This is a genomic window from Paenibacillus methanolicus, assembly GCF_008124765.1.
Taxonomy (GTDB): Bacteria; Bacillota; Bacilli; order Paenibacillales; family Paenibacillaceae; genus Paenibacillus_Z; species Paenibacillus_Z methanolicus.
The window spans coordinates 240,584-263,144 of record NZ_VNHS01000009.1; the positions used below are offsets into that span (position 1 = coordinate 240,584).

Here is a 22,561-nt window from a genome sequence, read left to right on the forward strand (position 1 = left end):
GGGGTTAGACCATGAATAAAGGTAGAAGCAAACGCATGCTGGCGTACGGCAGCTTGGCGATGTTCGTCCTCTTGGCCGGATGCGCGAGCAAGACGAACACCGCCGACAATAAGGAGACGAACGCGAACGCGAACGCGAAGACGGAGAATGCCGCCGGAGCGTCCAACGGAGCGGGTACCGAAGAAGCAACCGCCGAGAAAGTCAGCATCGTCGCGTATGCGTACCCGCCGGACAAGACGGCGGAGAACGCGGCGCTGGATGCGAGGATCAAACGGTTCACGGAAGAGAATCCGAACGTCTCGATTACGCCGAAATACTGGAAATACGAAAACTCGGAAATCGCGATCAAAATGGCGTCGAATAGCGCGCAAACCGAATTTACGACGTGGGCGACGGAAGGCAAGCTGCTGACCGACAAGAAGTGGATCGCCGATCTGACCGATTACATGGCGACTTGGCCGTATGCGAAGGACTTGAACGCGTTCGCCACCAAGCCTTACGTGATCGAAGGCAAGACGTATGGTATTCCGATCGATGCATACGGCATGACGATTACGGTCAACAAGAAGATTTTCGAGGATAAAGGCGTGCCGCTCCCGCCGATGGATTGGACGATGGAGGAGTTCATCGCGGCGGCCAAAGCCGTGAACGATCCGGAGAAGGGTATCGCGGGCTTCATCCCGATGGGCAAAGGCACGGAGGCCGGCTGGAACTGGACGAACTTCCTCTATACGGCGGGCGGCGACATTCAAACGGTGGCCGATGGCAAGGTGACCGCGGCGTTCAATAGCGAAGCTGGTTTGAAAGCGCTTCAGTTCTACAACGATCTGAAGGTCGCGAACGTCATTCCGAAGCAATGGGCGCTCGGATACGGCGATGCGCTGTCGATGTTCAACCAAGGACGCGGCGCGATGGTCATGTGCGGCAGCGGCAACGCTTTGGACGGCGCGATCAATCAAGGGGGCATCTCCAAGGATGACGTCCTGATCTATCCGATTCCTTCCGTGACCAAAGGCGGCAAGCACATCGGCGTGGCCGGCGGCAACTACAAAGTCATCAACGGTCTGGCCGACAAAGCGCAGCAGAAAGCCGCGTTCGACTTCGTGGTCGACGAATACTTCACGCAAGATTACCTGGACGCGATCGATCAGCAAATCGTGGATCAGAAATCCAAAAAGCAAGTGTACGTGCCGCAATTGATCAACTACTGGAACGACGATTCCGAATACGGCAAGCAATACCAAGCTATTCTGGACAAGCACGACAACGTCTATAAGTATTCCCCGGAACTGATCAAGCTTATGGAATCGAAGCCGGAAGCGACGTACGAGACGCAAGCCTTCTATGCGGAGATGGCGAACGTCATTCAGAAGGTATTGATCAGCAAAGGCGACCTGGATCTGCAAAAGCTGCTGGACGAAGCCGCGGCCAAAGTGCAGAAGGAAAACTTCGATAAAGTGAAAGTGCAATAATACCGGTACACAAGGGGGGACCGAGCGGATAAGGCTAGGGCGTCCCCCTTTATATTGCCCGAATGGGCGAATGCGGCGGAAAGGGATGGGGAGGTTTATGGCGACGCAAATTCAAGCACAGGCGCCGGCGAAAGCAGCGCCGCTTGCGAACGCGAGCCTGAGCAGGCGAGCGAAAAAATATATATGGGGAAGTTTGTTTCTTCTGCCGGCGGTATTGATCTTCCTATTATTCTTGTGGGTTCCGATCGCCAAAGGGATCGGGTACAGCTTCTATCAGGTCGATTTCGTAAGCGGGAACACGTTCATCGGACTGCAAAATTATAAAGAAGTGCTCGGCAATCCGGACTTCTATATTGCGATCAAAAACACGCTGTATTACATGGGATTGGCGCTCGTCGTCGGGTTCTGGGTGCCGATCGCGATGGCGATCGGGGTCTCCGAGCTGAAGTGGTTCCAGGGACCGGCCCGCATCATCGGGTATTTGCCCAGCATCATCCCGGCCATCGTGCTCTACGGCATGTGGCAATGGTTTTACGATCCGATCGGCCCGATCAATTCCTTCCTGAATTTCGTGGGATTGCCGAGCTTTGATTTCTACAGCAAAGAACACGCCATGTTCTCTCTCGTCATCTTGGAAACTTGGCAAAATTTCGGGAGCGCAACATTGATCTATATTGCGGGACTGTCCGCGATTCCGAAGGATACGTACGAAGCGGCGGAGCTGGACGGCGCCGGCGTATGGGGACGGATCCGGTACGTGACCCTGCCGGGCATCAAAAATCTCATTCTGCTGCTGCTCGTGCTTCAGCTGATCTCCACCTCGCAAGCGTTCCAATCCCAGCTGCTCATGTTCGGCGGCGGTCCGGATAACGGCACGTTAACGTATTTGCTGCTGACGACGCGAGAAGCGTTCACGTACTTCAACTTCGGCAAGGCGAGCGCGATGGGCGTATTGATGTTCATCTTCCTGGTCGGCTTCTCGCTGCTCACGATGAAACTCAGGAAAGGAGGCGACGAAGAATGAAGGCCGATCAAGAGCGGGCCATTATGTCCCGCTATGATTTTCGCAAGCCCGTCGTCAAGCTCGTCTACGGATTCGTGGTGCTGGCGATCGCGCTCGTCTCGTTGTCGATGCTCTATCCGTTCGTCAATACCGTGCTCAACTCGCTCAAATCGACGGAAGAGTTCTTCGAATTCCCCGCGCCGTTCTTCCCGAGCGAGTGGCAGTGGAGCAACTATACGGAATCGTTCTCGTACTTGAACATCCTGCTGTATTTCAAGAATACCGTGCTGATCTTCGTCGGCAACACCGTGTTCTCGATGGTGGTTCTCGGCTTGGCCGCCTATAGTTTGTCGCATATGCAGGTGCCGTTCAAAAAAGGGGTGACGTTGTATTTCATGTGCACCCTGCTCATTCCCGCCGCGTCGTACTTGATTCCCAACTTCTTGAACCTGAAGGATCTGGGTCTCCTCAATCAATATTGGGCGTTCTGGCTGCCGGCGGGCGCCAATGCGTTCTATCTGATGCTGCTGAAAAACTTCTTCGACGGCATCCACAAGGAAATGCTGGAGGCGGCCCGGATCGACGGCGCTTCCGAGCTGCGCTGCTTCGCGACGATCGCGGTGCCGCTGTCCGTGCCGATTCTCATTACGATTACGCTGCTCGGCTTCTCCACGACCTGGAACGACTTCTACTGGTCCAGCCTGGTCATGCAGGAGGACAAACAGCCGCTCGCCGCGGCGATCTATACGAAGATCATCTATGCCGGTTCCACGATCAACTGGAACGTGCGATTCGCGATTCTGTCGATGACGCTGCTGCCGCCGGCCGTGCTCTTCCTCTTCTTCCAGAAGTATATCGTCGGCGGACTTAGCGCCGGCGCCGTCAAAGGATAACGAGTGACCGCATAGACAAGGAGCCCTAAACAAGACGTTTAGAGGCTCTCGCCCGGCTTCCGGTTTCACGCGGTTCAATTTGTTCATGTTCGGCTGCGTCGTCACGACGCAGCCTTTTGCGATACAAGAATTTATATGCGGAATGCTGCAGCCGACGCCGAGCCCGGAGGAAGCGAATTTCGCCAATGCCATTATGGTATAATGGGACTCATTCAACGCGACGCGAGCGGGGGGAAATCATGAAACTGGAGCGGCTGATCTCGATCGTCTATATGCTGCTGAATAACGAGGTGGTATCGGCTTCCGAGCTGGCCGAGAAATACGAGGTGTCCCCGCGCACGATCTACCGGGATATCGACGCGATCTGCGCCGCCGGGATCCCCGTCGTATCGTATCAAGGCGCGAACGGCGGGTACGGCATTATCGAGTCGTACAAAATGGATCGCAGCTTGCTCGGATCGTTCGACGTGGCTTCGCTCATTACGGTGCTGCACAGCATGTCGTCCATCTTCGACGACGAGCGGGCGATGGAGACCGTCCGTCGCTTGCAAACGATCCAGAAAAACGATCAACTTCCCCACCTGTCCATGGATATGGGGAGCCATCGCGTCACGTACAACGAGTCGCTGCGCAAGCTGCGAGACGCGATCACGGCGAAACAGGTCGTCCGGTTCGACTACATCAACGGCAAGAACGAGAGAGTCGCGCGGTCGGTCGAGCCGGTCAGCCTTCGTTACCAGCATGATGCTTGGTATCTATTCAGCTATTGCCGGACGCGCGGCGATTACCGGGAGTTCAAAATATCGAGAATGACGGACCTGCTCCTCCAGCCGGAGCGGTACGAGCGCCGCCACGAGGCATCGCCCCAGCGATCGGCCTTCGAGCAATACCGGTGGAACGATCACAAGGAGGTCGTGCTGCAGTTCTCGAGCGAAGCGCTGGCCAGAGCGATGGATCTCTTCTATGAGTCGGACAGAAGCTTCAATCCGGACGGTTCGCTGACCGTGACGCTGAAGCTCGACAATGCCGCAAGCGAGCAATGGCTGCTTGGCGTCATGATGAGCTTCGGGGACGAGGCGGAGATCGTGGCGCCGATCGAGCTGCGACAAGCCTTGAGGCGGAAGCTCGAGAAGATGCTGCAGCGGTATCGGGAAGCCTGATAATAAGCGGAGAACGCAGAGCGTCTAATCGCTGACGGTCGGGTTTCTCTTTGTTTTACTCCTCCGGCTCATGCGCATCATACAGTCGCTTTAATTCCTCGAACCACGATACGGCGCTTCCCTTCATAACGAACGCTCTCGCAAAGGCGTCGCCGCCTTTACGAACCTCAACGCGGCCTTCCGAAGTCAATCGATATTCCATGATGTGTTTGTCCGCGGACGTGAGCGCGATCGTCAGCTCAAGGAAGTCCGTGGAATTGAAGTCGACCGTCCCCATCTCCTCCCGGCGGTCATGAACAATCAGACGTTGGAATTGGAAATAAGTTGCAATGTATTCGGGGCGATGGGAACCTAAAGAGACGCAGGTGCAAATTGGAAAGCGATATTCGCATCAAATACGCGGATAATAGATTGAAGTACGCCAATCGCTGTGGTAAACTAACAATCGTTAGTCAACTAACGACCGGTAGTTAGTGATAGGAGGATCTCCATGACTGCGCAGAAAATCAGGGATATCGCGCTTCGTCATTTTGCGCGTAACGGGTATGAGGGCGCTTCGCTCGCGGACATCGCCGCCGAGGTCGGCATCAAGAAACCGTCTATTTATAATCACTTCAAGGGCAAAGACGAGCTATTCATGGCGGTCTATCAAGAGGCGGCGACGAGGGAGCTGCATTTTGTGGAAGCCGATCTGAAGCCGAACCGTTCATCGTCGTTGGAGCATCAGCTGCTCGGATTTTTGTCCGGATATAAAGTTCGGTACGAGAAGGAAGAGAACACGAAGTTTTTTTTGCGGATGTCCTTTTTCCCTCCCGTCCATTTGCAGCGGCAATCGATGGAGCTGAGCTTGCATTACATCGACCGGATGGCCGACGCGGCCAATCTGCTGTTCCAATCCGCGAAGCAAGACGGACTCATCCATGCCGACGTGACCGTCGAACAGGCGACGAGCTCGTACATGGCCGTATTGGATAGTTTATTCGTCGAGATGCTCTATGGCGATCACGATCATTATAAGAGAAGGCTGGATGCCGCATGGCATGTGTTCTGGCGGGGCGTAAGAAGCAACTAGAGGAGGAGCAGCTATGAATCGCAGCTGGATGTTTATAATTATCGGCGCGTTGTTCGAGGTCATGTGGGTCATTGGCTTCAAGCACGCCGACAACGCGTTGGCTTGGACCGGGACGGTCGCGGCCGTCATCATCTCGTTCTATTTAATTATCGTGGCATCGACTAAATTACCGGTTGGCACGGTGTATGCGGTGTTCACGGGCCTTGGAACCGCGGGTACCGTGCTCGCGGAGATGATGTTGTTCGACGAACCCGTCAAAATGGTCAAACTACTGCTGATCGCCTTGCTCCTCGCGGGCGTACTGGGCTTGAAATTAGTCGGCGGCGCATCCAAAACCAAGGAGGTATCGGAATAATGGCTTGGGTAACGTTGCTGATCGCCGGCCTCTTCGAGGTCGTCGGCGTGCTTGGGATGAACCGGATCAAGCGCGACAATAACGCTGCGGCGTATATGCTCTTTATCGCGGGCATCGTGATAAGCTTCGGGTGTTTGAGCATCGCCATGCGAAGTCTTCCGATGGGGACGGCGTACGCGATATGGACGGGGATCGGCACGGTCGGCGGCGCGCTGGTCGGCATGTTGTTCTTCGGCGAATCGAAGGAATGGCGCCGAATGCTGTTCATTGCGATGGTATTGGCCGCGGCGGTAGGACTGAAGCTCATCGCTTAGGATGAGGAGTACGTGGTTGCCGTCGCAAGTTGGAATTTCAAGAAACCCGGTCGCGTGGACCGGGTTTCTTTGCCGTCGGTTTCGTTTGGGCGAGTATCCGTTTTACTTTTGCGTTTTTTGCACGTTCTTTTTGCCTTGGTCGCTCGGATCGTTCGATCGCGCCGGCTTATGTTTCGGCGTGTTGTCGTTGCTCATCTGTCATTCACCTCCCGTCTCCTTCCACCAGAGAGTATGCGTCCAAGCCGCGCTCCTTATGAGCGATAAGCTTATTTGACGCTGCCCTTCCTCCGACTGAACAGCGACGGACTCGTATACAGCACGTGGATCTCGCGCTCATGCGGGTCCCGGTGCTCGTTGCTTTCGCGGCTTTGCTGGCGGACGAACCAATCCACGACCAGCTTCGAGATGGCGGCCATCGCCACGAGGCTCAATAACGACCAATGGCCATTCCAGGCGTTATCCGTGTAGATCTTGACCTGCTTCATCAGCGGGAGCGCCATGTAAGAGACCAACACCGCGAAGGCGCCGATCGCAATCGAATACGATTTCCAATCGGAGTAACGTTCGTACAAGATCGTCAGCGCGCCGGGGATAATAAAAAGATTGGCCGGCAGCATCGTCGGGATGATCGGCTCCAGCTGCATGCGGTAATCGTACCAGTTCATCGCGGTGGCGACATCGTCGAGGTTTTTATTGAACAAATAAATCATCCCGAGAAAAGCGAACGACTTGAGCAGATTTCCCCTGCGTACGAGCACGACGAAAAGCACGACCATCCCCGCGCACGCCAGGACAAGCATCCACCACTGCCACGTGAAGAGCGTATATTTCGTCCATATTTCCCATCTCATATTCGTCAGCTTGTTCGACAGCTGGTCGATTCGCTTGCCTAACTCCTCCATGCGCAGCCCCCATTTCATGTAGACTCTGTCTATTTTGGCATTGCAGCGGGGTTTCATGCATGCGCGGTATTTGCGTCGATTTCGTCACCATTCTCGTTAGCCTCAGAATGAAAGGAAGGACGAACTTATTTCCATCCGTTCGCGTCTTTTCATTAGCAGTAAATATGACGTGAGTCCGGAGGAATCGACATGGCGACGATTGTTCTAATCAGAGGAAAAGCCGGTACCGGTAAATCGACGGTAGCGAGGGCGTTGGCCAGAAGGAATCGCTTCAACGTGCTGCACAAAGACGATCTCTATGATTCCGTTGCCGAATTCGTGCCCGAACATGCGCGGCGAAATCAAATATGCTTCGCATTTCTGTATCGATTTTTGCAGGGGGTGATCGAGTCGAATAGTCCCGTACTACTCGACTTTGGCTTCAATCATGCCGACGACGTGAAGAAACTGGAACACTGGGTTGCAGAACGGGGCGGAGCGTTAAAAGCGGTGCGCTGCATCTGTAGCGACGAGGCGATCTGGTCCGAGCGGCTGTCCAGCCGGAGCCGCAATCCGCTGCCCAACCAGCTGATCACGGATTTAACGAAGCTTAAAGAGCACTACAGCGATATAAAGAATGAAGATTACGAGAATGAGTTCGTCATTGATACTGTTCTGGACGTCGAGTCGAATGTGCATCGGATATTATCGTATATGAACGGGTTTCGGCGAGGTAGCGAGCCATGCGAGTGGTAGGAAGACGTGACAGCGGCCGAGCGATCGGGGGAAGCAGGCGATCTAGTCGCTGATTCTATTCCACGGCAAAAGACCAGAGGGGACGTACCCCATCTGGCTTTTTGTGCGTTCATTGCCATGACGGCGTAACACCGGAGCAGCGCTTGCTTACGATGGTTCCGTCGGCAGCTCCTCGCCGCGTTCATTTACGCCGAGGGCATTTTGCGCCATCGCCTTGTATTCCGCTAATCCGCTCTTCATGGCGAAGATTGCGATCAGTACGGGATAAGCGGCCATCCTCTCGACGATATGCTCATGCATCCGAGGCCACACCCGGCCGCCCGCTTGCTCGTATCGCTTCAGCAGATCCGCCAGTCCCTCATCGCCGAATAGGGTATGATAGATCGTAAAATCCGTCGCGGGATCGGAGACCTCTCCCTCCGTCCAATCCAACAAACCGGTTACGTTCCCTTGCGGATCTACGAGGATGTGCCCCGGATGCAGATCGCCATGGACTAGTCCGGAGTGCTGCGGCCAGTAAGATTCGTCGGCCAGCCAGCGCTGCCAGCGTTCCCATAGCGCGCGGGATACCCCGAAGCTGCGCTTGACTTCATCCATGTGCACGGCAAGGGCTTCCCGCACTTGATTCGGCTGTTTCACGCGAACACCGGCCTGCAGCGCTAGCTCGGGGGCGATTCCGTGAAGGGAGGCCAGCGTTTCCGCGAGGGATTGAATGAAGCCGTCCGGTATATTTTGCGGATCCAAGTACCAATCGTAACCGCTCGCTTCGGGATTGATCGTGCCCATCGGCGTCCCTTGCAGCTTCCGATAGGCGATCAGCTCAGGCGTATATACTTCCCATGCCGGCACCGACACCGACATATGGTTCGCTGCCAGCTGCAAGACCTTATGTTCATAGCCGGCGGATTCGATAACGTCCTCGCGACGGGGGGAACGCAATACCCAAGGCATGCCGTCCTTGTCGTCCGCGAATACCGCCAGGAAATCCAGGCCCGATTCATTGATTTTGACCGTGGCGGCATCAACCTCGATGCCATGCTTAATTGCCAGGTCGAGCATGCGCTCGACGGTAGCGGATGTCTTGTTAGGGGTCTTCATGGATACACCTCGTTTTCCGTAATAAACACGCTTATATAAATGGTCCCGTATTACTCCATCGTTAGATGATGCATGCACAATCCTCAGATTGTAAACGCAAACTAATCAGCTTATCCGGAATGAAACGCGCATCGCCGCAAAAGACGGCGTAGCCGTTACGCTTTTCTTAAACGAATGTATCCGATCCCCATGACCAAGTTCCTCCTTCGCTAAATTCCCCTTTATTGTATCATCGACAGCTTGCCCGTCCCAAGGTACAGTTCGGTTATGATCGTTCTTTCCATTCGCGTACTGAGCTTTCGCCGTACGATCGCAACAGTTAACGTCGATACGGCTGTCTTGCCCAACCAACCGGGAGCAGGTCGCCGCGGCGTATTCGCCTTAATCGCCGACCGTAACCCGCTCCACCTTCATGCCGTATCCTTCCGGCGCTACGGTCGCAAGCTCCACATGCGCGGGCGCTTCGACGCGCAGTTCGAGCTCGCCTTCGCCCGTCAGGCGCCATGCGACGTCGATCCGGCCTTCATGCGGCAGCGGCACGGACCCTTCCGCCCATTCCAAGCCGCATGGCTGCGGCGCAATGCGCACCTTGGTCCAGCCGGGCGTCAGTCCTTGCACGCCAAGGATATGAGCGCCGAGGAAATAGACGGGACCGGCGGACCACGCATGGCAATGGCTGCGCGTCAAGATGCGCGGATCATCGCTAAAGCCGCTCCAAGGGTACATCTCCCAGCAAGAGGTCGCGCCGCTGGCGATCATGAACCCGTAATTGCGCCGCATGTCGGCAAGCAGCAAATCGAACCGCCCGATCGCGGCCAGCGCCTCGTAGTAGAAGAAAGACATGAACGGACTGCCGACCTGGACGAAGGCGGGAGGCGGGCTCGCGATATAACGTTCGACCAGCCGGTTGCGTTCGCCCTCGGCGATACCGCATAAGGAAGCGACGATCTGCGTCTGCATGCTGATCGTGGCCGATAGCTGGCCGTCCGCGTGGATGCAGTCGACGTAAGCCGCCCGCTCCGAATCCCATAGATGATCGTCGATGGCCTTACGCAGTTTGCCGGCTTCCCGAACGAACAAATCCGCTTCATCCCCAAAACCGGCGATCGCGCCAAGCTCGGCCGCATCCCGCAGCGCCTTGACGAGGAACATGTTCTGCGGCGTAACGATTCCCGCTTCCGGCTGTTCGAATGGAGCCCAGTCCAGCAGGTTCCAGCCTTCATTTTCGAATAAGCCGTTGTCGTTCAGCAACGACAAGTACTTGTCGAGCGTGAGCTTCACGTGCGGCCAAATGTCGGCGACGAAGGCGGAGTTGCCGTCATAGCGGTAATATTCGAGACAAGCGCCGACCCAGAAGAAGGTCCAGTTCGGGATGACGCTGCTCCAGCCGCTGGGCACCTGATCCGCGTATAGCGGGGTCTGGAAGGAAGAGCCCGGCACAAGCTTCAGACACCGTTCCACGATTTCGCGCGCGCCGAACGCGTAATAATTGACAAGCGCTTCGTTGCGCGCGTCGCCGACCCAGTACGCCTGCTCGTAGGCGGGACAATCGACGAACGTATCTTCCATGCAGATCCGCGTCGTATCCCGGCTAATTTTCCATATGTCGCTCAATAGCGGATCGCTGCTTCGGAATCGTCCCGTATCGGCAACCGGGTAATTGCTTTGTAGCAGCTTCAATTCGTACAGCTTCACGGGCCGCGCCGCGCCGCGTATCGTCAGCACCAAATACCGGAGCCCCCGGCGAACGTAGGATTCATACGACTGCCTGCCCTCGCGGCATACGTAGCGGAACGTGTTGTCCAGCTGGTACGTATGCTGCATCCAACCGTTCTTCATATATTCCAACCCGTACCCGTCCACGATCGTTCCTTCCGCGGCATCGAGCTCGAAGGCGATATAACCGGACAGTTCGCGTCCGAAATCGATGACCAGCTCGGTATCCCTTCCGGCATAGACGGGAATGACCGCCGGATCGGCGCCGGCTATAACGGCGTGCTGCATGGCGGCCGGTACGGAATGCCGGGTCTCGGCCTTCTTCCAGACAGACAGGGCAAATACGTCATCCGGATGAACCAGCTGCGGATCGACCGTGCGAATCCACGCCGAAAAATGCATCAACTCATCCGCGGAAGACACGTCCTGCATGCGCAAATAGTCGGGATGGCTGCGGTCCAATGAGCGGACCGGCCGATGGTCGATGATCTCGACATGGTCGAACGGACCCGCCGCGCAGAACGGAACCGAACCGGCCTGGCCGGGCACGGGCGAATAGACGTCGAACGATACGTCGCAGTCGAAGCCGAGATGGAAGCCGTGTCCATGGCTTCGCCCGGTGACGTCCAGCAGCAGCAGATGTTCGCCGGCTTGCAGCTCGACGGCAGCGTGCCGCCTGCTCTCGATCTCGGCATAGTCGCCGCCCTCGAGCCACCGGCCGTCAATACTGACCCGGCAGGGGATTCGCCCGTCGTCCACGATACCGATCGTGAAGACGGCCGCTTCGTCCAAGCGCACCACGGTGGCCACATACCCGCTGAACTCGACGTTGTTCGCGTGATCGGCGCTCTCGGGAACGAGCAGATTGCGAAGGTCGATCACCGCGTTCCAAGGGATCGGCTGTACGGAGGCAAGCTGCTCCACGCGCGCCGGATAGACGGGTTCTTCCGTTAAGTGGGGGATGCCGCGTTCGACCAGGCGCGTCCACGGCTTCATGCCGACGGCCCCGATGACGGTTGCGGGCTCCCAGCCGGAGTCGTCATACCGGGGCCCGTTCCACCCGGAATCCCATGCGCGCGCGTCGACCGATTCCGTAAAGCCAAGCTGGCAGGAGATGCGCGACGTGCGGGGGTCATGTCCGCGGTGGACGGCGGTTAGCCAGGAATCGTCCGTTGCGAGCAACGGACCGGAGAAGCCCGGGATGTCGAGCTGGAGCAGAAGTCCGCCTCTCCCCCGCAAATATTGAAACGTGGAAACGCCGTAATGAATGACCAGCACGGCGATGACGTTCTCGGCGCCCGGCCGCAGCAGATGCCCGATCGCGTATTCGTCGTACGCAAGCTCGAACGGCCAGGATCGTACCGGCCCCCGGCCAACCCGCGCGCCATTCACGAACAGCACGTAGCGGGAATCCGCCGTAAGGCGGACGACGGCTTGCTCCGCGTTAGTAGGCGCGACGAAGCAGCGCCTGAAGCAGCGCCACTCGTTCCTCGGACTTTCGGTGCCGGAGCCCCATATCCAGGATGCTTCCCAATCTGGCCGAATTGACATGTCCATCATCGTTATCCCCTCTATCGATCGTTTTGTCCCCATCATAGTCCAACTATGGAGAAATAAAAGGGGGGATCCGGACACGATACAGGGGCGATCCGGATATCGTGCCGCGTGCAGTCCGAATACTTTTTCACGACACGGGCTTTACTGTTTACGATTCGGGAGACATGCACAAGGCGGCGGTATAATTCCAATATTGTTTGGTGCGTCCATTATGGTAAAATCCACTAAATAGGATAAGCTGGGAGAAAAAAGTGTTTGAGTTAATAGAAAAACAACGGTTTTCATTGATTAGTAAAATGGGTGAGGGACACTCGACTCAGAGTTCATCGCATTGGCTACATTCGATAGCAGAGCATGGGTTTTACCGCATGATGAAGTGTGCAACTACTTTCTGTGGAGGCAGCAAGATGCGACAAAGAACAGTATCTCGATGGTTGCTCAAGCAACTTTTCCTCACAAGCAGCTTCAAGGTCTGGACGGAAAGAAACTTCAGGATAAGCTATTCTTAGAGAAAGGCATTAATTGGAACGACCTTCCGGTTTGGCATAAGCGTGGAGCTTGCATCACGAAGCAGTTTTACAAGAAAGGCGAGGCTACGAGAAGTAAGTGGGACGTTGATATCGATACACCAATCTTTAGTCAGAATCGAGACTACATAAACCGATATGTCTATTCGGACAAGGAGGAGTAGCGTGGAATGTATAATCTTTATAGGGATACAAGCGTCCGGGAAATCTACATTTTATAAAGAAAAATTCTTTAAGACGCATGTGCGAATAAACCTCGATATGTTAAAAACAAGAAACCGTGAGGATATTTATATAGCAGCATCTATTAAGGCCATGCAGTCGTTTGTTGTTGACAATACGAATCCAACAATCAATGACAGGAAGAAGTATATCGAAATCGCAAGAGAAAATAAGTTCAAGATTAAAGGCTATTACTTTAAATCTGACTATAATGTATCTTTTTCTAGAAATGAAAAAAGACATGATAAAGAAAAGGTTCCGGAAATAGCGATAAAGAGCACATTGAAGAAGTTGCAATTACCTACAGCCACGGAAGGATTCGATGAACTTTACCAAGTAATATCATCCGGTGGAGAGTTTGCGATTAGTAAAATGGAATAAAACGAGTCGTTTTAATGGGGGAACTACGGGTACGACTTCTTCTCTAATTTAGCAATGGATAAGAAATGATCCAGGTCATCCAATGCTATCCTTTAGAGTGTAGGAAAACAATCGCCGCAGGAGGGATTCAATTGAGTCAGAGCCGTGCAGCACTTCCAGAAGTCGTGTCCCATGAAGAATGGTTATCCGCCCGTGATGAATTGCTTCGCAAGGAAAAGGAAGCTACCCGCGCGCTGGATGCGCTAGCCGCAGAGCGTCGCAGGCTGCCGATGGTCCAGATCGACAAGGATTATTCGCTTGAAGGGAAGAACGGGAAGACGAGCCTGCTTGAACTATTCGAGGGGCGCAGGCAGCTCGTTGTGTATCACTTCATGTTCGATCCCAGTTGGGAAGAGGGCTGTGTCGGTTGCTCGATGCTGGTCGATAGCATGGGTCATCCCGCTCATTTGCATACCCGCGATACCGCGCTGGTCCTTGTTTCGCGCGCGCCGTTAGAGCGAATCGAGCAATTCCGGAAGCGCATGGGGTGGACGATCCCATGGGTCTCTTCAGCGGAGAGCGACTTTAATCATGATCTGGGAGCATCGACGGACAATGGGGAGATTCCGGGATTTAGCGTCTTTCTCCGAGATGGCGATCGCATCTATCGGACGTACTATACGACGGCTCGCGGTACCGATAGACTTAACAACCAGTTTAATCTTCTCGACCTGACGCCGTTCGGCAGACAAGAGGAGTGGGAGGATTCGCCTGCAGGATGGCCGCAAACCAAGCCGTACATGTGGTGGCGCCACCACGATAAGTACGAACATGCGAATCATTCAGACTCGTGCTGCCGCTAGTATGAATGCAGTGGACGCATATAGCGGTGTGAATCGTTAGGTTAGCAGCGAATATGAAGTGAGCAGACCTTCACGGGACTGCTCGCTTTTTTTATTGAAGAACTGGTCAGTGTTGCGATAATATTTACTCCGGTCATCAAACGTTCGAAGTGCTATAATTGTAAAAAATAGGGGTGTGAGTTCAATGTTGTAAGGTTAAGGAAAAACGTCCATTGAAGCCGCCTGAAGCCTATAGTTGACAGGCTTGTGTCTTAGGAGGGACCTCAACACCCACTGAAGCTTTGTCCGCTAGGACAAAAGCGTGCCAGCTCGAAGCAATCCGCCGACCGGGAAAAAACGTGCAAGCACGAAAAAGGGAGTCCAGAGGGCGAAGTCCTTTGGTTCCCCTCAGCGGAGGGGGAAGGGGGAGGGAGCAACAAAAGTGGAGTCAAAGGGGCGGAGCCCCCTTAACCTGACAGCATTGGGTGTGAGTTAGGGGGGAGAGAGAACTATACTTACATTCATCGGGGCTATGATCGGCATTGTAATTGCCGTAGTTCTGAACGTGGTAGCGGGGACGATCGGAGGCGTAATTGCGCTTGGGCTTGCCTTCGGGTTAATATTCAGTACACATCAGAGAAGCAAAATGATCTATGATGATTTACAACGCATAAAAAAGAAGTTAGAGATCGATGAAAGCGAATATGCCTCACAAGTATTTCGAGTGGATGAAGAAGCCGAAGATGACATTCATCGCGATCATGAAAAAGGTCTAACCGAAATAAATGAAGAGATTGAAAAGGAACTAGAGAAATATATCGACCAGCAAAAGACGAAGAAAGAAGAACCCTAAGTTTCGATGAGTCCATGCGAGCGCATCGAAACTTTCGGGTTCGGTCGAGCGTATTGAATTTCGGCAAACTTTCTAGAATCTGGTTGACGCGCGCATGTCCGGGTCCGGCTCTTGCAGGCCGCGGACGTAGATGACGTAGCAGCCACGATTTTCATCCACTTCCGCGGAGGTGGTGTACATCTGGCCGTGGCCGGGGACCTCGACGACGTCTTTGAGCAGATAGCGAATGACGTCGAAGTGGGTTGCGCAGGGCAGCGTGGCGAGCAACATCCCGGATCGGCTCGGTTGACGGAATTCGATGAAGATTCCTTGGCCCCGGTAATGATTCTCGTCCGGATACGCTGCATTCGCGCCGATCTCCTCGAGGATAAGGAGCTCGGTATCGCCGTCCATCTCGTTGGCCAGCAGCTTGAATTGCCGCTCTCCGGCGACGAGATAGGTGCACAGCTGCCGGGCGTAGCACTCGTCGGGCGCAATTTCGTAAGACATGAACGGATCGTACCGGCCGCTGCCGCGGTCGATGAAGTACGAGAAGGCTTGCATCCATCGTCACGCTCCTGTTCTATCGCCAGTACGGCGTCGGTATGATGGAAGACAGGGATTACAAATCAACTTGGAGGTTACGATGTCTTCAAAAATCAGTTTAACACAAAAGGTCATGCTGGGCATTTCCGGTGCCGCGCTCGCCGCGACCGCGGCGGGATGCTCCGGCACGGGGCACGCGATACCGCCAGCGCCGACGGACGGCTCCTGCCGGGATTGGGAATACGATGCCTCGGAAGGCGTCTACGAATGCGATGATTCTTCCTCCTCGCACCGTGGTTCTTATTACTATAACGGGAAGTACTATAAGTCCAAGAGCGCGCTCAAGAGCAGCAACGAGTTTCAAAGCTATCATGCCCAGTATATTAAAAGCAAAAGCAGCTCCGGCTTCGGATCGGGCAGCTCGAGCAGCGGAGGCTAGCTCGCCATGCGACATGACGTTCGTCGAAGCCGATTTTACGAGCGGATCGACCGGTATTGGGCGGATCTGTACGGCGAAGAGTATTCGCTGTTCGATGTCCATATCGTGAAGCACGAGGAGATCGAAGCGATCCGGGAAGCTACCGCGCGAGTCGGCCGTATTTATCGGAAAATCGGAGATCTGCTCCAGTCTGTGGACGAACAGACGCTGCTCGATCTCGGGTTTCCCGTAAGCTCGGTTCCGTATCTGCAAGCCGCCGGTTCGAGTCTGCCGGTCATTGCACGCCTGGACTTGGTTCCGGAAGGCGGTACGTACCGGGTCCTGGAGATCAATGCGGATACCCCAACCTTCATCAAAGAGTTGTATCGCGTGAACGGTCTGGTATGCGAACAGTTTGGCGTTCAGGACCCGAATGCGGGCTTGGAAGCGCAGTTGGCGGAAGCCGTTAAGCGACGGATTTTCGATGCCTGGGAGGCGCTCGGGCGGGAAGGGTTCCCGGCTATCGCGTTCACGGCGCACGAGGACAACGTCGAAGATGCGAATACGGCGTTATATTTGCAGGAGCTGTCCGGGCTTCCTTCTCGATTCGTTCCGCTGCACAAGCTGCAAATCGTGCAAGGAGAAGGCTTGTTCGACGAAGAAGGGATGCGAATCGACATCCTGTATCGGCAAACGTATCCGATCGAGCAGATGATCGAGGATACCGATGCGGAGGGCCGTCCGGTCGGACTGTGGCTGCTCGAGCTGGCGATCGAAGGGAAATTGGCTATTCTGAATCCGCTGTCGGCGTTCATGCTGCAGGCGAAATCGGTGCAGGCCGCGATCTGGGGACTTCATGAAGAGGGGAGCGCTTATTTTACGGCAGAGGAGCATGGTTGGATCCGAGACCATTTTCTGCCGACCTATCTGGAGCCCGACCCGTTTCTGGATCGCATGGAGAGATACGTGATGAAGCCGTCGTTCGGCCGGGAAGGCAATTCGGTCAAAATCTTCGACGGCGCCGGTAAGCTCGAGCTCGCCGATCCGCAGGCCAGCTATGCGCATTATCTCCCGGTCTACCAACGCTGTCTCGACATGCCGGCCGTTTCGTTCCAGACCGTGCAGGGAGCGCGCGAAGGGTCCTATATGATCGGCAGCTTCCTGATCGACGGCATGCCGGGCGCGATCGGCCTTCGAGCAGGGAATACCATTACGGACAATCTGTCGTACTTCTTGCCTGTGGGCCTGGAGAAAAAATAGGAAAGCAAGGGTGAATGTCTGGTTATGAATAATTTGTATGTGGATTTTATTTCGTATTCGACGCTCGGATTCGCAATATTGATCGTCGGCTTAATATTGTTCGAATTGACGACGAAGAACAAGGAGTTCCGGTTGATCTTCAGCGGTAATGTCGCGGCCGGACTGTCGCTTGGCGGAAGACTGGCGGGACTGGCGATCGTCGTTCGCGCGGCCGCCGAGAATTCGATTTCGTTATCCGATATGCTGCTGTGGGGCGTCATCGGCATCGTCTCGCTCATTATCTTATTCTATCTCGCCGAATTGTTGGCCCTGGTGTTCGGCAGAGCGATCGGCATACCGGCGACGATTACGAAGGCGGTCGACCAGAATAATATTGCGGTGGGGATTATGATTCTGCTGCTCTCGGTCAGCGTCGGGCTAGTCATCGCCGGTTGTCTCTCGTATGACCCTGCTGTCGCGGCAGGCTAAACAACGATTCGCAAGGGATTGAGCAACGGGCAACGATCATTCAACCTTAACAGGGAGCAGACCTTCGCGGCGCTGCTCCTTGTTTTATTTGCGGCGCGCACTTACTCCGCCATCGCTTTCAGCGCTTCCGAAGCAATAGTCTTCACTGCCTCGTTGTCTTGCGCGGCGCTATCCGCAATCGTTTGGAGCGTTTTCTGAGCGATCTCCAGCCGTGCGGTTAACTGATCTGCGATTCTGGCGATATCGATGGTAAAGTCCTCTGTCAGCTCTCCATTGCCGATCATGACGATCGCCGTAAATTCAAATGTATGGTTCACCTGTGTTCATCTCCTTCGGCTTGGACGAATGGTTAAATCATAGGCTACCATATGTTCTATTGTAAATATTTCCTTACGTTCGCATGGGCAGATTACCTTCGCGGCAGCGGCTCCTTTTGTCGCTAACGAATGGGCAGGGTAATGCAACAATAACGTTATCGGGCACGTTATTTTGTATGGGCATATTTCCAATGAAAGGAATGGATTTATGAAATTAAGTCGAATTCTCATTTTATTGTCTTCGGTTATTATCATTCGCTCCTTAGTATCGGGCTGAAGCAATCTTTAGTACAATCTAGAGTTGAAGAAAAACTTCACGTTATGGTAAACTTTGCTACCCAAGACTCAAGATTGATCCACCAAACCATTCTAAAATTCAATAGGTATGAAAAGCACGATAAATTACGTAGCCGGAGGAATCATTTTGTGAGAAAGCTATCATTCTTAATTGTCATTATCGCGTTAGGCGTCATGTTGGCCGCATGTTCTTCCATTTCATCCACCGTGGATCAAGCGGCTGCAGGCATTACGCCCGGCGAGAGCAAAGAAATCGAGAAATACAACGCGTATGTGGGGCTCAATAACTTGATGACGGGCCGAATCAGCGAGGTGCTGGATCATTATTTCGAGAAGTTCGGAGCCGATCAACAGCCTGTAATCGAGAAAAACCTGGCCTTCATCATGATCGGCGTTGCCGAGACGGAGCGGAAAGTGATTGATCAAGCGAACGGCTATACCGCAAGCCAACCTGCTTTCGCGAGCGCGGATCCTGTCGTGATCAAACTGACGCCGGTTATCAAAGATCTATTGTCCGTCCTGGACGAGATGAAAGCCTACTATGATAGTAGAGGCTACGTGGATGATGATTTCGCGAAAGGAAAACAGCTGCATACCAAGCTCGTAACCGCTAATGTCGCTTACGAGACTGTCGCCAAACAGTACTTCACCGCTTTGCAAAAAATGGATAACGAGCAGCGTCAGGCCGAACTGCTAAAACGCAAGGATGCCGACCAGCAGATCATGTATAATGCCCTGAAGTTCATGATAGATGCCGAGGCTGTGGCCATCGAAATGCAAGAGCAGGGAATCAACGCCGGCAATGTGCTGCAGCTGGATATGGCGAAGTTTAAAGCCAAATACGATATGATGACGGAAGATTTGAATGCACTGGCGACAATCGCGAAAGATAAGGAGCGAATACAAAAAGAAGGGGTTAACAGCTTCAGCATCGAGAACTATGTTCATGCAGCTACCGAGGCCAAAGCGGCCGCTTCGAAAATCATTGAACGCATCAATAAGAAGCAACCCGTATCGGATTCTGACCTGAACGGTCAGTTCCTGAGCACGACGGACGGTACGCCTGAGAATTTCTATTATCTGCTAGGCAAGGCAGTCGAAAGATATAATGAAATAAATTAAGTGCCAATAACGAACAAGCCTTATCCGCGTGCCATTCGCGGATAAGGCTTGTTACGTTGAGCGCGCCGCGCTCGGCTATGTAGGTGCTCCTAGTTGATTGTTGTCAACCGCGGCAAAACTGCCGGACGATCTTCTCTTGGATTTCATCGACCGGGAAACGATCGGGGTAGGTGGAAATCATCAGCATGGCGCCATGCAGCGTAGACGAAAAATAAAGCGATCGCATTCGCTCATCTTGGCCCTCGAGTTTGGCGAACATTTCGCACTGTACTTCGAATTGTTCGGCCATTGCCTCGTTTAGCATCTGGCTGTACCTGGCTAGGACTTTGTCCGCTTCAGGCTGCGTTTGCAAGTGCAAGTAGAATCGATATACTTTGGGATGTTGTTTGACGTTGTTTAGCGCGCCTTCGACAATGTGCCTCAGTTGTTCGGATGGCGCATCGAGAGCGGCAGCGGTCTGCATGACATGAGTAATGTCTTCGATTCGCGTCTTGACCATTTCCGCGAGCAGTTCTTCTTTCCCTTTGTAGTAATTATAAATCAGGCCCTTGGAAACGCCGGCCCTCTTCGCAATATCGTCGATCGCCGCGTCGTGGTAGCCCTTCTCGATAAAAATCTCGATTGCGGCCGAACGAATATTTTCTTTGGCAGCGTGTCGAATGCGATCATTTTCTTGCGGCGTTCGCGGCATCGTCGAGTTCTCCCTTTACAAAAAGCCGGATGTGATCGACGAGTTGCTGCGCGTGAGTCAGAATAAGCATATGATCCGCCTCTTGAATGACGGCATGTTGGATCGCGGGGACGCGCGAGTAGCACTCGGCAATGTTGTCCATGTCCGGCCACTCTATCGTACCCCGTATAAATAAAGTTCTCGCTGTAATCTCCTCTAATCGTTCAATCGCGGGCGGCTCTGGCCACAGGACCTCGAAGCTCTTCCACTCGGTGAACACCCTTGTCATATAACTCGCAGTCATTTCGCGCAGAAAATCCCGATGCGGGCTCGCCATCGTGGCGCGATAGATCGGTCCGGCCAACGACAACTCCACGAGTTTGGCGATATCGGGAGCGGCTGCGTTCACCGATGCCATGTAGGCCGCGAATTCCGGCGAAAATGTATATCCCGTTAGCGAAGGGGCGATGACCACAAGACATTCCACCATGGAAGGATAGGACAACGTAAAGTCTGTCGCGACCTGCCCGCCCATGGAATGGCCGACGAGGGTGACGCGATCCAATTCCAAATGTTCGAGCAGCGCACGCAAATCCTCCACCAGCGAGATCGGTTGCTGCGGTGCAGGCGAACGCCCGGTTCCTCGACCATCGAAGGTGATGACCTGGAAGGATTGCGCCAGATCCGCAGCCATATACTTCCATACCCTTGAGTCGACGCCTCCGCTATGAATCATGACAATCGGCGATCCGTTCCCTTGAACTTCATAATATAGACGCACCTCGATCTCCTCCTTAACGAAGAAACACTTTTTTCTTCCATTGTATTTATGACTGAACGTACAGTCAATGAAAAAGTTGCCTTTTGGCATGCTAACGAACCGTCTAGGATTATTAATGAGCGGTCTCTACAAGAAAGATTGTAGAACGATCCGGTTCTATGTTAAAATCAAATTAGTTAATATTGATTGTGGTTACCTAATTCAATTAGAGGAGCCGGTAGCCTAGTGAGCGACAAGGAAATTAAAGTCAGCGTCTCCAATAAAGACGGTCAATTAGGCTTCTCGTTCTCGAGAGGCGGCCTGCGGGAGGGAGCCGGACGAAAAGGCATCGGCGTGACGAAGAAAGTATCCTTAACGTTGACGGAAGAATTGTGGGACAAAATCGAGAAGCAGAGTGCCGAGCATCAACAATCCCGCTCGGAGGTAATCCGCAACATGATCGAGTACTTTTATTCCCAATGACGGACTCTTAAGATAGGTGATGACGTTGTTAGTCCAGATCAAGAAAGCTTCGCTAATCCACGCGTTGCAGCATGTATCAAGAGCGGTATCGGTTAACAGCCCCACTTCCGTACTTGCCGGAATTTATCTGGAGGTCAAGCAAGACGAACTCGTTCTTATGGCCAGCGATGCAAGCCTGACCATTAAGGTGGCGTTGCGCGAGGCTGCTCATGCGTTGCGCATCCACCGGGCAGGCCGTATTGTTGTACCGGCACGGTATATGAACGAGATCATTCGGAAACTTAGCGCGGACGTCATCACGATCGATATGGACGAGCCCCTCATCCTCCGTATTACAGCAGCAGATTCACACGTTCGGTTATGCGGCGTGGGGCCGGAACTATTCCCCCCCATGGATCATAGGGAAGCCCATCCGCCTATTAAGTTCCGGATCAATAACGGCGTATTAAAGGCTTCCATTGCGCAAGTAGCAGCCTCGGCTTCGCTGTCGGACATGAGACCCGTATTGACCGGGGTTTCCTTCGACTACAGTCAACAGTCGCTGAAACTCATGGCGAGCGACGGCATTCGCCTTGCTTCCAGAACGATATGGACCGGTACGAATCTTGGACCCGCTGCCCGAATCGTGATACCCGCCCGAAATCTACACGAGCTATCCAAACTCCTTAAGAACGATCACGATGAAACCGAGATTGCGGTCATGAACAATCGTGTCCGATTTACGACACATGAGCTGCAGGTCGAATCGGCTCTGCTTGATGGCGCGTTTCCCTCCCTATCGCATGTCATTCCACGCGACTATCTTTCAGAACTGTTCATTGAGAAAACCCTTTTGCTACGTGCCGTTGAATGTGTTTCCGTCTTCGCCGGCGATCGAATCATCAAGCTGGAAGCGACCGAAGGTACTTTGGCGTTATCGTCTCGAACCGCGGAGATCGGGGATGTTCAAGATCGCGTTCCTTTACGTACAATGAAGGGGGAGGCGTTTCGCATTTCCGTTAACGGAAGGTTCTTAATTGATATTATTCGTGGCGTGGACAGTGAACGGGTCCGATTGAGATTCACGGGAAAAACAAGTCCGCTTGTCATACTACCGGAGGATGAAGCATCGCCTATGTTGTTCTTAATCACGCCTATTCGTACGCACGACAGTTGAATAA

At 53.8% G+C, this 22,561-nt stretch carries 25 protein-coding genes and 1 pseudogene; 18 read left to right on the top strand and 8 right to left on the bottom strand.

All coding sequences use genetic code 11. From position 1 onward, the window contains the following. The first annotated feature begins 11 nt into the window (after positions 1-11). From BCM02_RS23405 to BCM02_RS23420, 4 genes are all read left to right on the top strand, one after another. Positions 12-1,472, top strand: coding sequence for an ABC transporter substrate-binding protein (locus tag BCM02_RS23405; RefSeq protein ID WP_148931545.1), 1,461 nt, complete (start codon positions 12-14; stop codon positions 1,470-1,472). Between the two features lie 97 nt (positions 1,473-1,569). Beyond that, positions 1,570-2,496 (top strand): carbohydrate ABC transporter permease, encoded by a 927-nt coding sequence (locus tag BCM02_RS23410; protein WP_246183520.1) that lies wholly within the window; start codon positions 1,570-1,572, stop codon positions 2,494-2,496. Continuing rightward, on the top strand, positions 2,493-3,368 hold the full coding sequence (locus BCM02_RS23415; RefSeq protein WP_148931547.1) for a carbohydrate ABC transporter permease: 876 nt from the start codon (positions 2,493-2,495) through the stop codon (positions 3,366-3,368). The genes BCM02_RS23410 and BCM02_RS23415 overlap by 4 nt, the downstream gene beginning before the upstream one ends. Positions 3,369-3,607: 239 nt before the next feature. Further along, positions 3,608-4,528, top strand: coding sequence for a helix-turn-helix transcriptional regulator (locus BCM02_RS23420; protein WP_148931548.1), 921 nt, complete (start codon positions 3,608-3,610; stop codon positions 4,526-4,528). Between the two features lie 55 nt (positions 4,529-4,583). Here BCM02_RS23420 and BCM02_RS23425 read toward each other — a convergent pair whose 3' ends face one another. Continuing rightward, a complete protein-coding gene (locus BCM02_RS23425; protein WP_148931549.1) occupies positions 4,584-4,805 on the bottom strand; it encodes a hypothetical protein in 222 nt (73 codons plus the stop codon). Between the two features lie 213 nt (positions 4,806-5,018). Here BCM02_RS23425 and BCM02_RS23430 point away from each other — a divergent pair, with 213 nt between their 5' ends. The 3 genes from BCM02_RS23430 to BCM02_RS23440 are packed head-to-tail and all read left to right on the top strand — an operon-like array spanning position 5,019 to position 6,269. Beyond that, positions 5,019-5,600, top strand: coding sequence for a TetR/AcrR family transcriptional regulator (locus tag BCM02_RS23430; protein WP_148931550.1), 582 nt, complete (start codon positions 5,019-5,021; stop codon positions 5,598-5,600). Between the two features lie 13 nt (positions 5,601-5,613). After that, positions 5,614-5,955, top strand: coding sequence for a DMT family transporter (locus BCM02_RS23435; protein ID WP_148931551.1), 342 nt, complete (start codon positions 5,614-5,616; stop codon positions 5,953-5,955). Further along, positions 5,955-6,269: a DMT family transporter gene (locus BCM02_RS23440; protein WP_148931552.1), complete on the top strand. Its 315-nt coding sequence runs from the start codon at positions 5,955-5,957 to the stop codon at positions 6,267-6,269. The genes BCM02_RS23435 and BCM02_RS23440 overlap by 1 nt, the downstream gene beginning before the upstream one ends. Before the next feature lie 266 nt (positions 6,270-6,535). Here BCM02_RS23440 and BCM02_RS23445 read toward each other — a convergent pair whose 3' ends face one another. Beyond that, on the bottom strand, positions 6,536-7,171 hold the full coding sequence (locus BCM02_RS23445) for a hypothetical protein (RefSeq protein ID WP_187434372.1): 636 nt from the start codon (positions 7,169-7,171) through the stop codon (positions 6,536-6,538). A 189-nt stretch (positions 7,172-7,360) separates the two neighbouring features. Between BCM02_RS23445 and BCM02_RS23450 the strand changes: the two genes are divergently transcribed. Next, positions 7,361-7,906, top strand: a complete 546-nt coding sequence (locus BCM02_RS23450; protein ID WP_148931553.1) for a P-loop nucleotide/nucleoside kinase family protein — start codon at positions 7,361-7,363, stop codon at positions 7,904-7,906. A 147-nt stretch (positions 7,907-8,053) separates the two neighbouring features. On the opposite strand, the gene BCM02_RS23455 is transcribed toward BCM02_RS23450, so the two are convergent. Together BCM02_RS23455 and BCM02_RS23460 are read right to left on the bottom strand one after the other, a co-directional pair. After that, a complete protein-coding gene (locus tag BCM02_RS23455; RefSeq protein WP_148931554.1) occupies positions 8,054-9,004 on the bottom strand; it encodes a macrolide 2'-phosphotransferase in 951 nt (316 codons plus the stop codon). Positions 9,005-9,385: 381 nt separating this feature from the next. Further along, positions 9,386-12,280 carry a family 78 glycoside hydrolase catalytic domain gene (locus tag BCM02_RS23460; RefSeq protein WP_246183521.1) on the bottom strand — a complete coding sequence of 965 codons (2,895 nt, stop codon included), beginning with the start codon at positions 12,278-12,280 and terminating at the stop codon, positions 9,386-9,388. Positions 12,281-12,608: 328 nt separating this feature from the next. Here BCM02_RS23460 and BCM02_RS36075 point away from each other — a divergent pair. The 4 genes and pseudogenes from BCM02_RS36075 to BCM02_RS23480 form a co-directional block, all read left to right on the top strand. Continuing rightward, positions 12,609-12,968: pseudogene (locus BCM02_RS36075) on the top strand (tRNA(His) guanylyltransferase Thg1 family protein); the annotation flags it as partial. Between the two features lies 1 nt (position 12,969). Continuing rightward, entirely contained in the window at positions 12,970-13,407 is a 438-nt protein-coding gene (locus tag BCM02_RS23470; RefSeq protein WP_148931555.1) for an AAA family ATPase, read from the top strand. A 131-nt stretch (positions 13,408-13,538) separates the two neighbouring features. Further along, positions 13,539-14,249, top strand: a complete 711-nt coding sequence (locus BCM02_RS23475; protein WP_148931556.1) for a DUF899 domain-containing protein — start codon at positions 13,539-13,541, stop codon at positions 14,247-14,249. Positions 14,250-14,760: 511 nt separating this feature from the next. Further along, positions 14,761-15,081, top strand: coding sequence for a hypothetical protein (locus BCM02_RS23480; RefSeq protein ID WP_148931557.1), 321 nt, complete (start codon positions 14,761-14,763; stop codon positions 15,079-15,081). A gap of 72 nt (positions 15,082-15,153) precedes the next feature. Here BCM02_RS23480 and BCM02_RS23485 read toward each other — a convergent pair whose 3' ends face one another. Then, the gene (locus BCM02_RS23485) at positions 15,154-15,624 is read right to left on the bottom strand and encodes an RNA helicase (protein ID WP_148931558.1); all 471 of its coding nucleotides are present in this window, start codon (positions 15,622-15,624) and stop codon (positions 15,154-15,156) included. An 82-nt stretch (positions 15,625-15,706) separates the two neighbouring features. Between BCM02_RS23485 and BCM02_RS23490 the strand changes: the two genes are divergently transcribed. From BCM02_RS23490 to BCM02_RS23500, 3 genes are read left to right on the top strand one after another with little or no spacing between them, the layout of a single operon-like run. Next, entirely contained in the window at positions 15,707-16,045 is a 339-nt protein-coding gene (locus BCM02_RS23490; protein ID WP_148931559.1) for an aminotransferase yhxA, read from the top strand. A gap of 6 nt (positions 16,046-16,051) precedes the next feature. Beyond that, complete coding sequence (locus BCM02_RS23495; protein ID WP_148931560.1) at positions 16,052-17,284, top strand: glutathionylspermidine synthase family protein; 1,233 nt, start codon at positions 16,052-16,054, stop codon at positions 17,282-17,284. A gap of 24 nt (positions 17,285-17,308) precedes the next feature. After that, a complete protein-coding gene (locus tag BCM02_RS23500; protein WP_148931561.1) occupies positions 17,309-17,752 on the top strand; it encodes a DUF350 domain-containing protein in 444 nt (147 codons plus the stop codon). Positions 17,753-17,853: 101 nt separating this feature from the next. Here BCM02_RS23500 and BCM02_RS23505 read toward each other — a convergent pair whose 3' ends face one another. Then, entirely contained in the window at positions 17,854-18,069 is a 216-nt protein-coding gene (locus tag BCM02_RS23505) for a hypothetical protein (RefSeq protein ID WP_148931562.1), read from the bottom strand. A gap of 426 nt (positions 18,070-18,495) precedes the next feature. Here BCM02_RS23505 and BCM02_RS23510 point away from each other — a divergent pair, with 426 nt between their 5' ends. Beyond that, positions 18,496-19,488: a YiiG family protein gene (locus tag BCM02_RS23510; protein WP_148931563.1), complete on the top strand. Its 993-nt coding sequence runs from the start codon at positions 18,496-18,498 to the stop codon at positions 19,486-19,488. A 103-nt stretch (positions 19,489-19,591) separates the two neighbouring features. Here the strand turns inward: BCM02_RS23510 and BCM02_RS23515 are convergent, their stop codons facing one another. Then, positions 19,592-20,179 carry a TetR/AcrR family transcriptional regulator gene (locus BCM02_RS23515; RefSeq protein WP_148931564.1) on the bottom strand — a complete coding sequence of 196 codons (588 nt, stop codon included), beginning with the start codon at positions 20,177-20,179 and terminating at the stop codon, positions 19,592-19,594. After that, positions 20,154-20,939, bottom strand: coding sequence for an alpha/beta fold hydrolase (locus BCM02_RS23520; protein WP_148931565.1), 786 nt, complete (start codon positions 20,937-20,939; stop codon positions 20,154-20,156). Before BCM02_RS23520 ends, BCM02_RS23515 begins: the two co-directional genes overlap by 26 nt. Positions 20,940-21,164: 225 nt before the next feature. On the opposite strand from BCM02_RS23520, the gene BCM02_RS23525 reads away from it, so the two are divergent. Both BCM02_RS23525 and dnaN read left to right on the top strand, forming a co-directional pair. Then, positions 21,165-21,401: a ribbon-helix-helix domain-containing protein gene (locus BCM02_RS23525; RefSeq protein ID WP_148931566.1), complete on the top strand. Its 237-nt coding sequence runs from the start codon at positions 21,165-21,167 to the stop codon at positions 21,399-21,401. Between the two features lie 25 nt (positions 21,402-21,426). Continuing rightward, positions 21,427-22,557 carry a DNA polymerase III subunit beta gene (gene dnaN / locus BCM02_RS23530; protein WP_187434374.1) on the top strand — a complete coding sequence of 377 codons (1,131 nt, stop codon included), beginning with the start codon at positions 21,427-21,429 and terminating at the stop codon, positions 22,555-22,557. Positions 22,558-22,561: the final 4 nt, after the last annotated feature.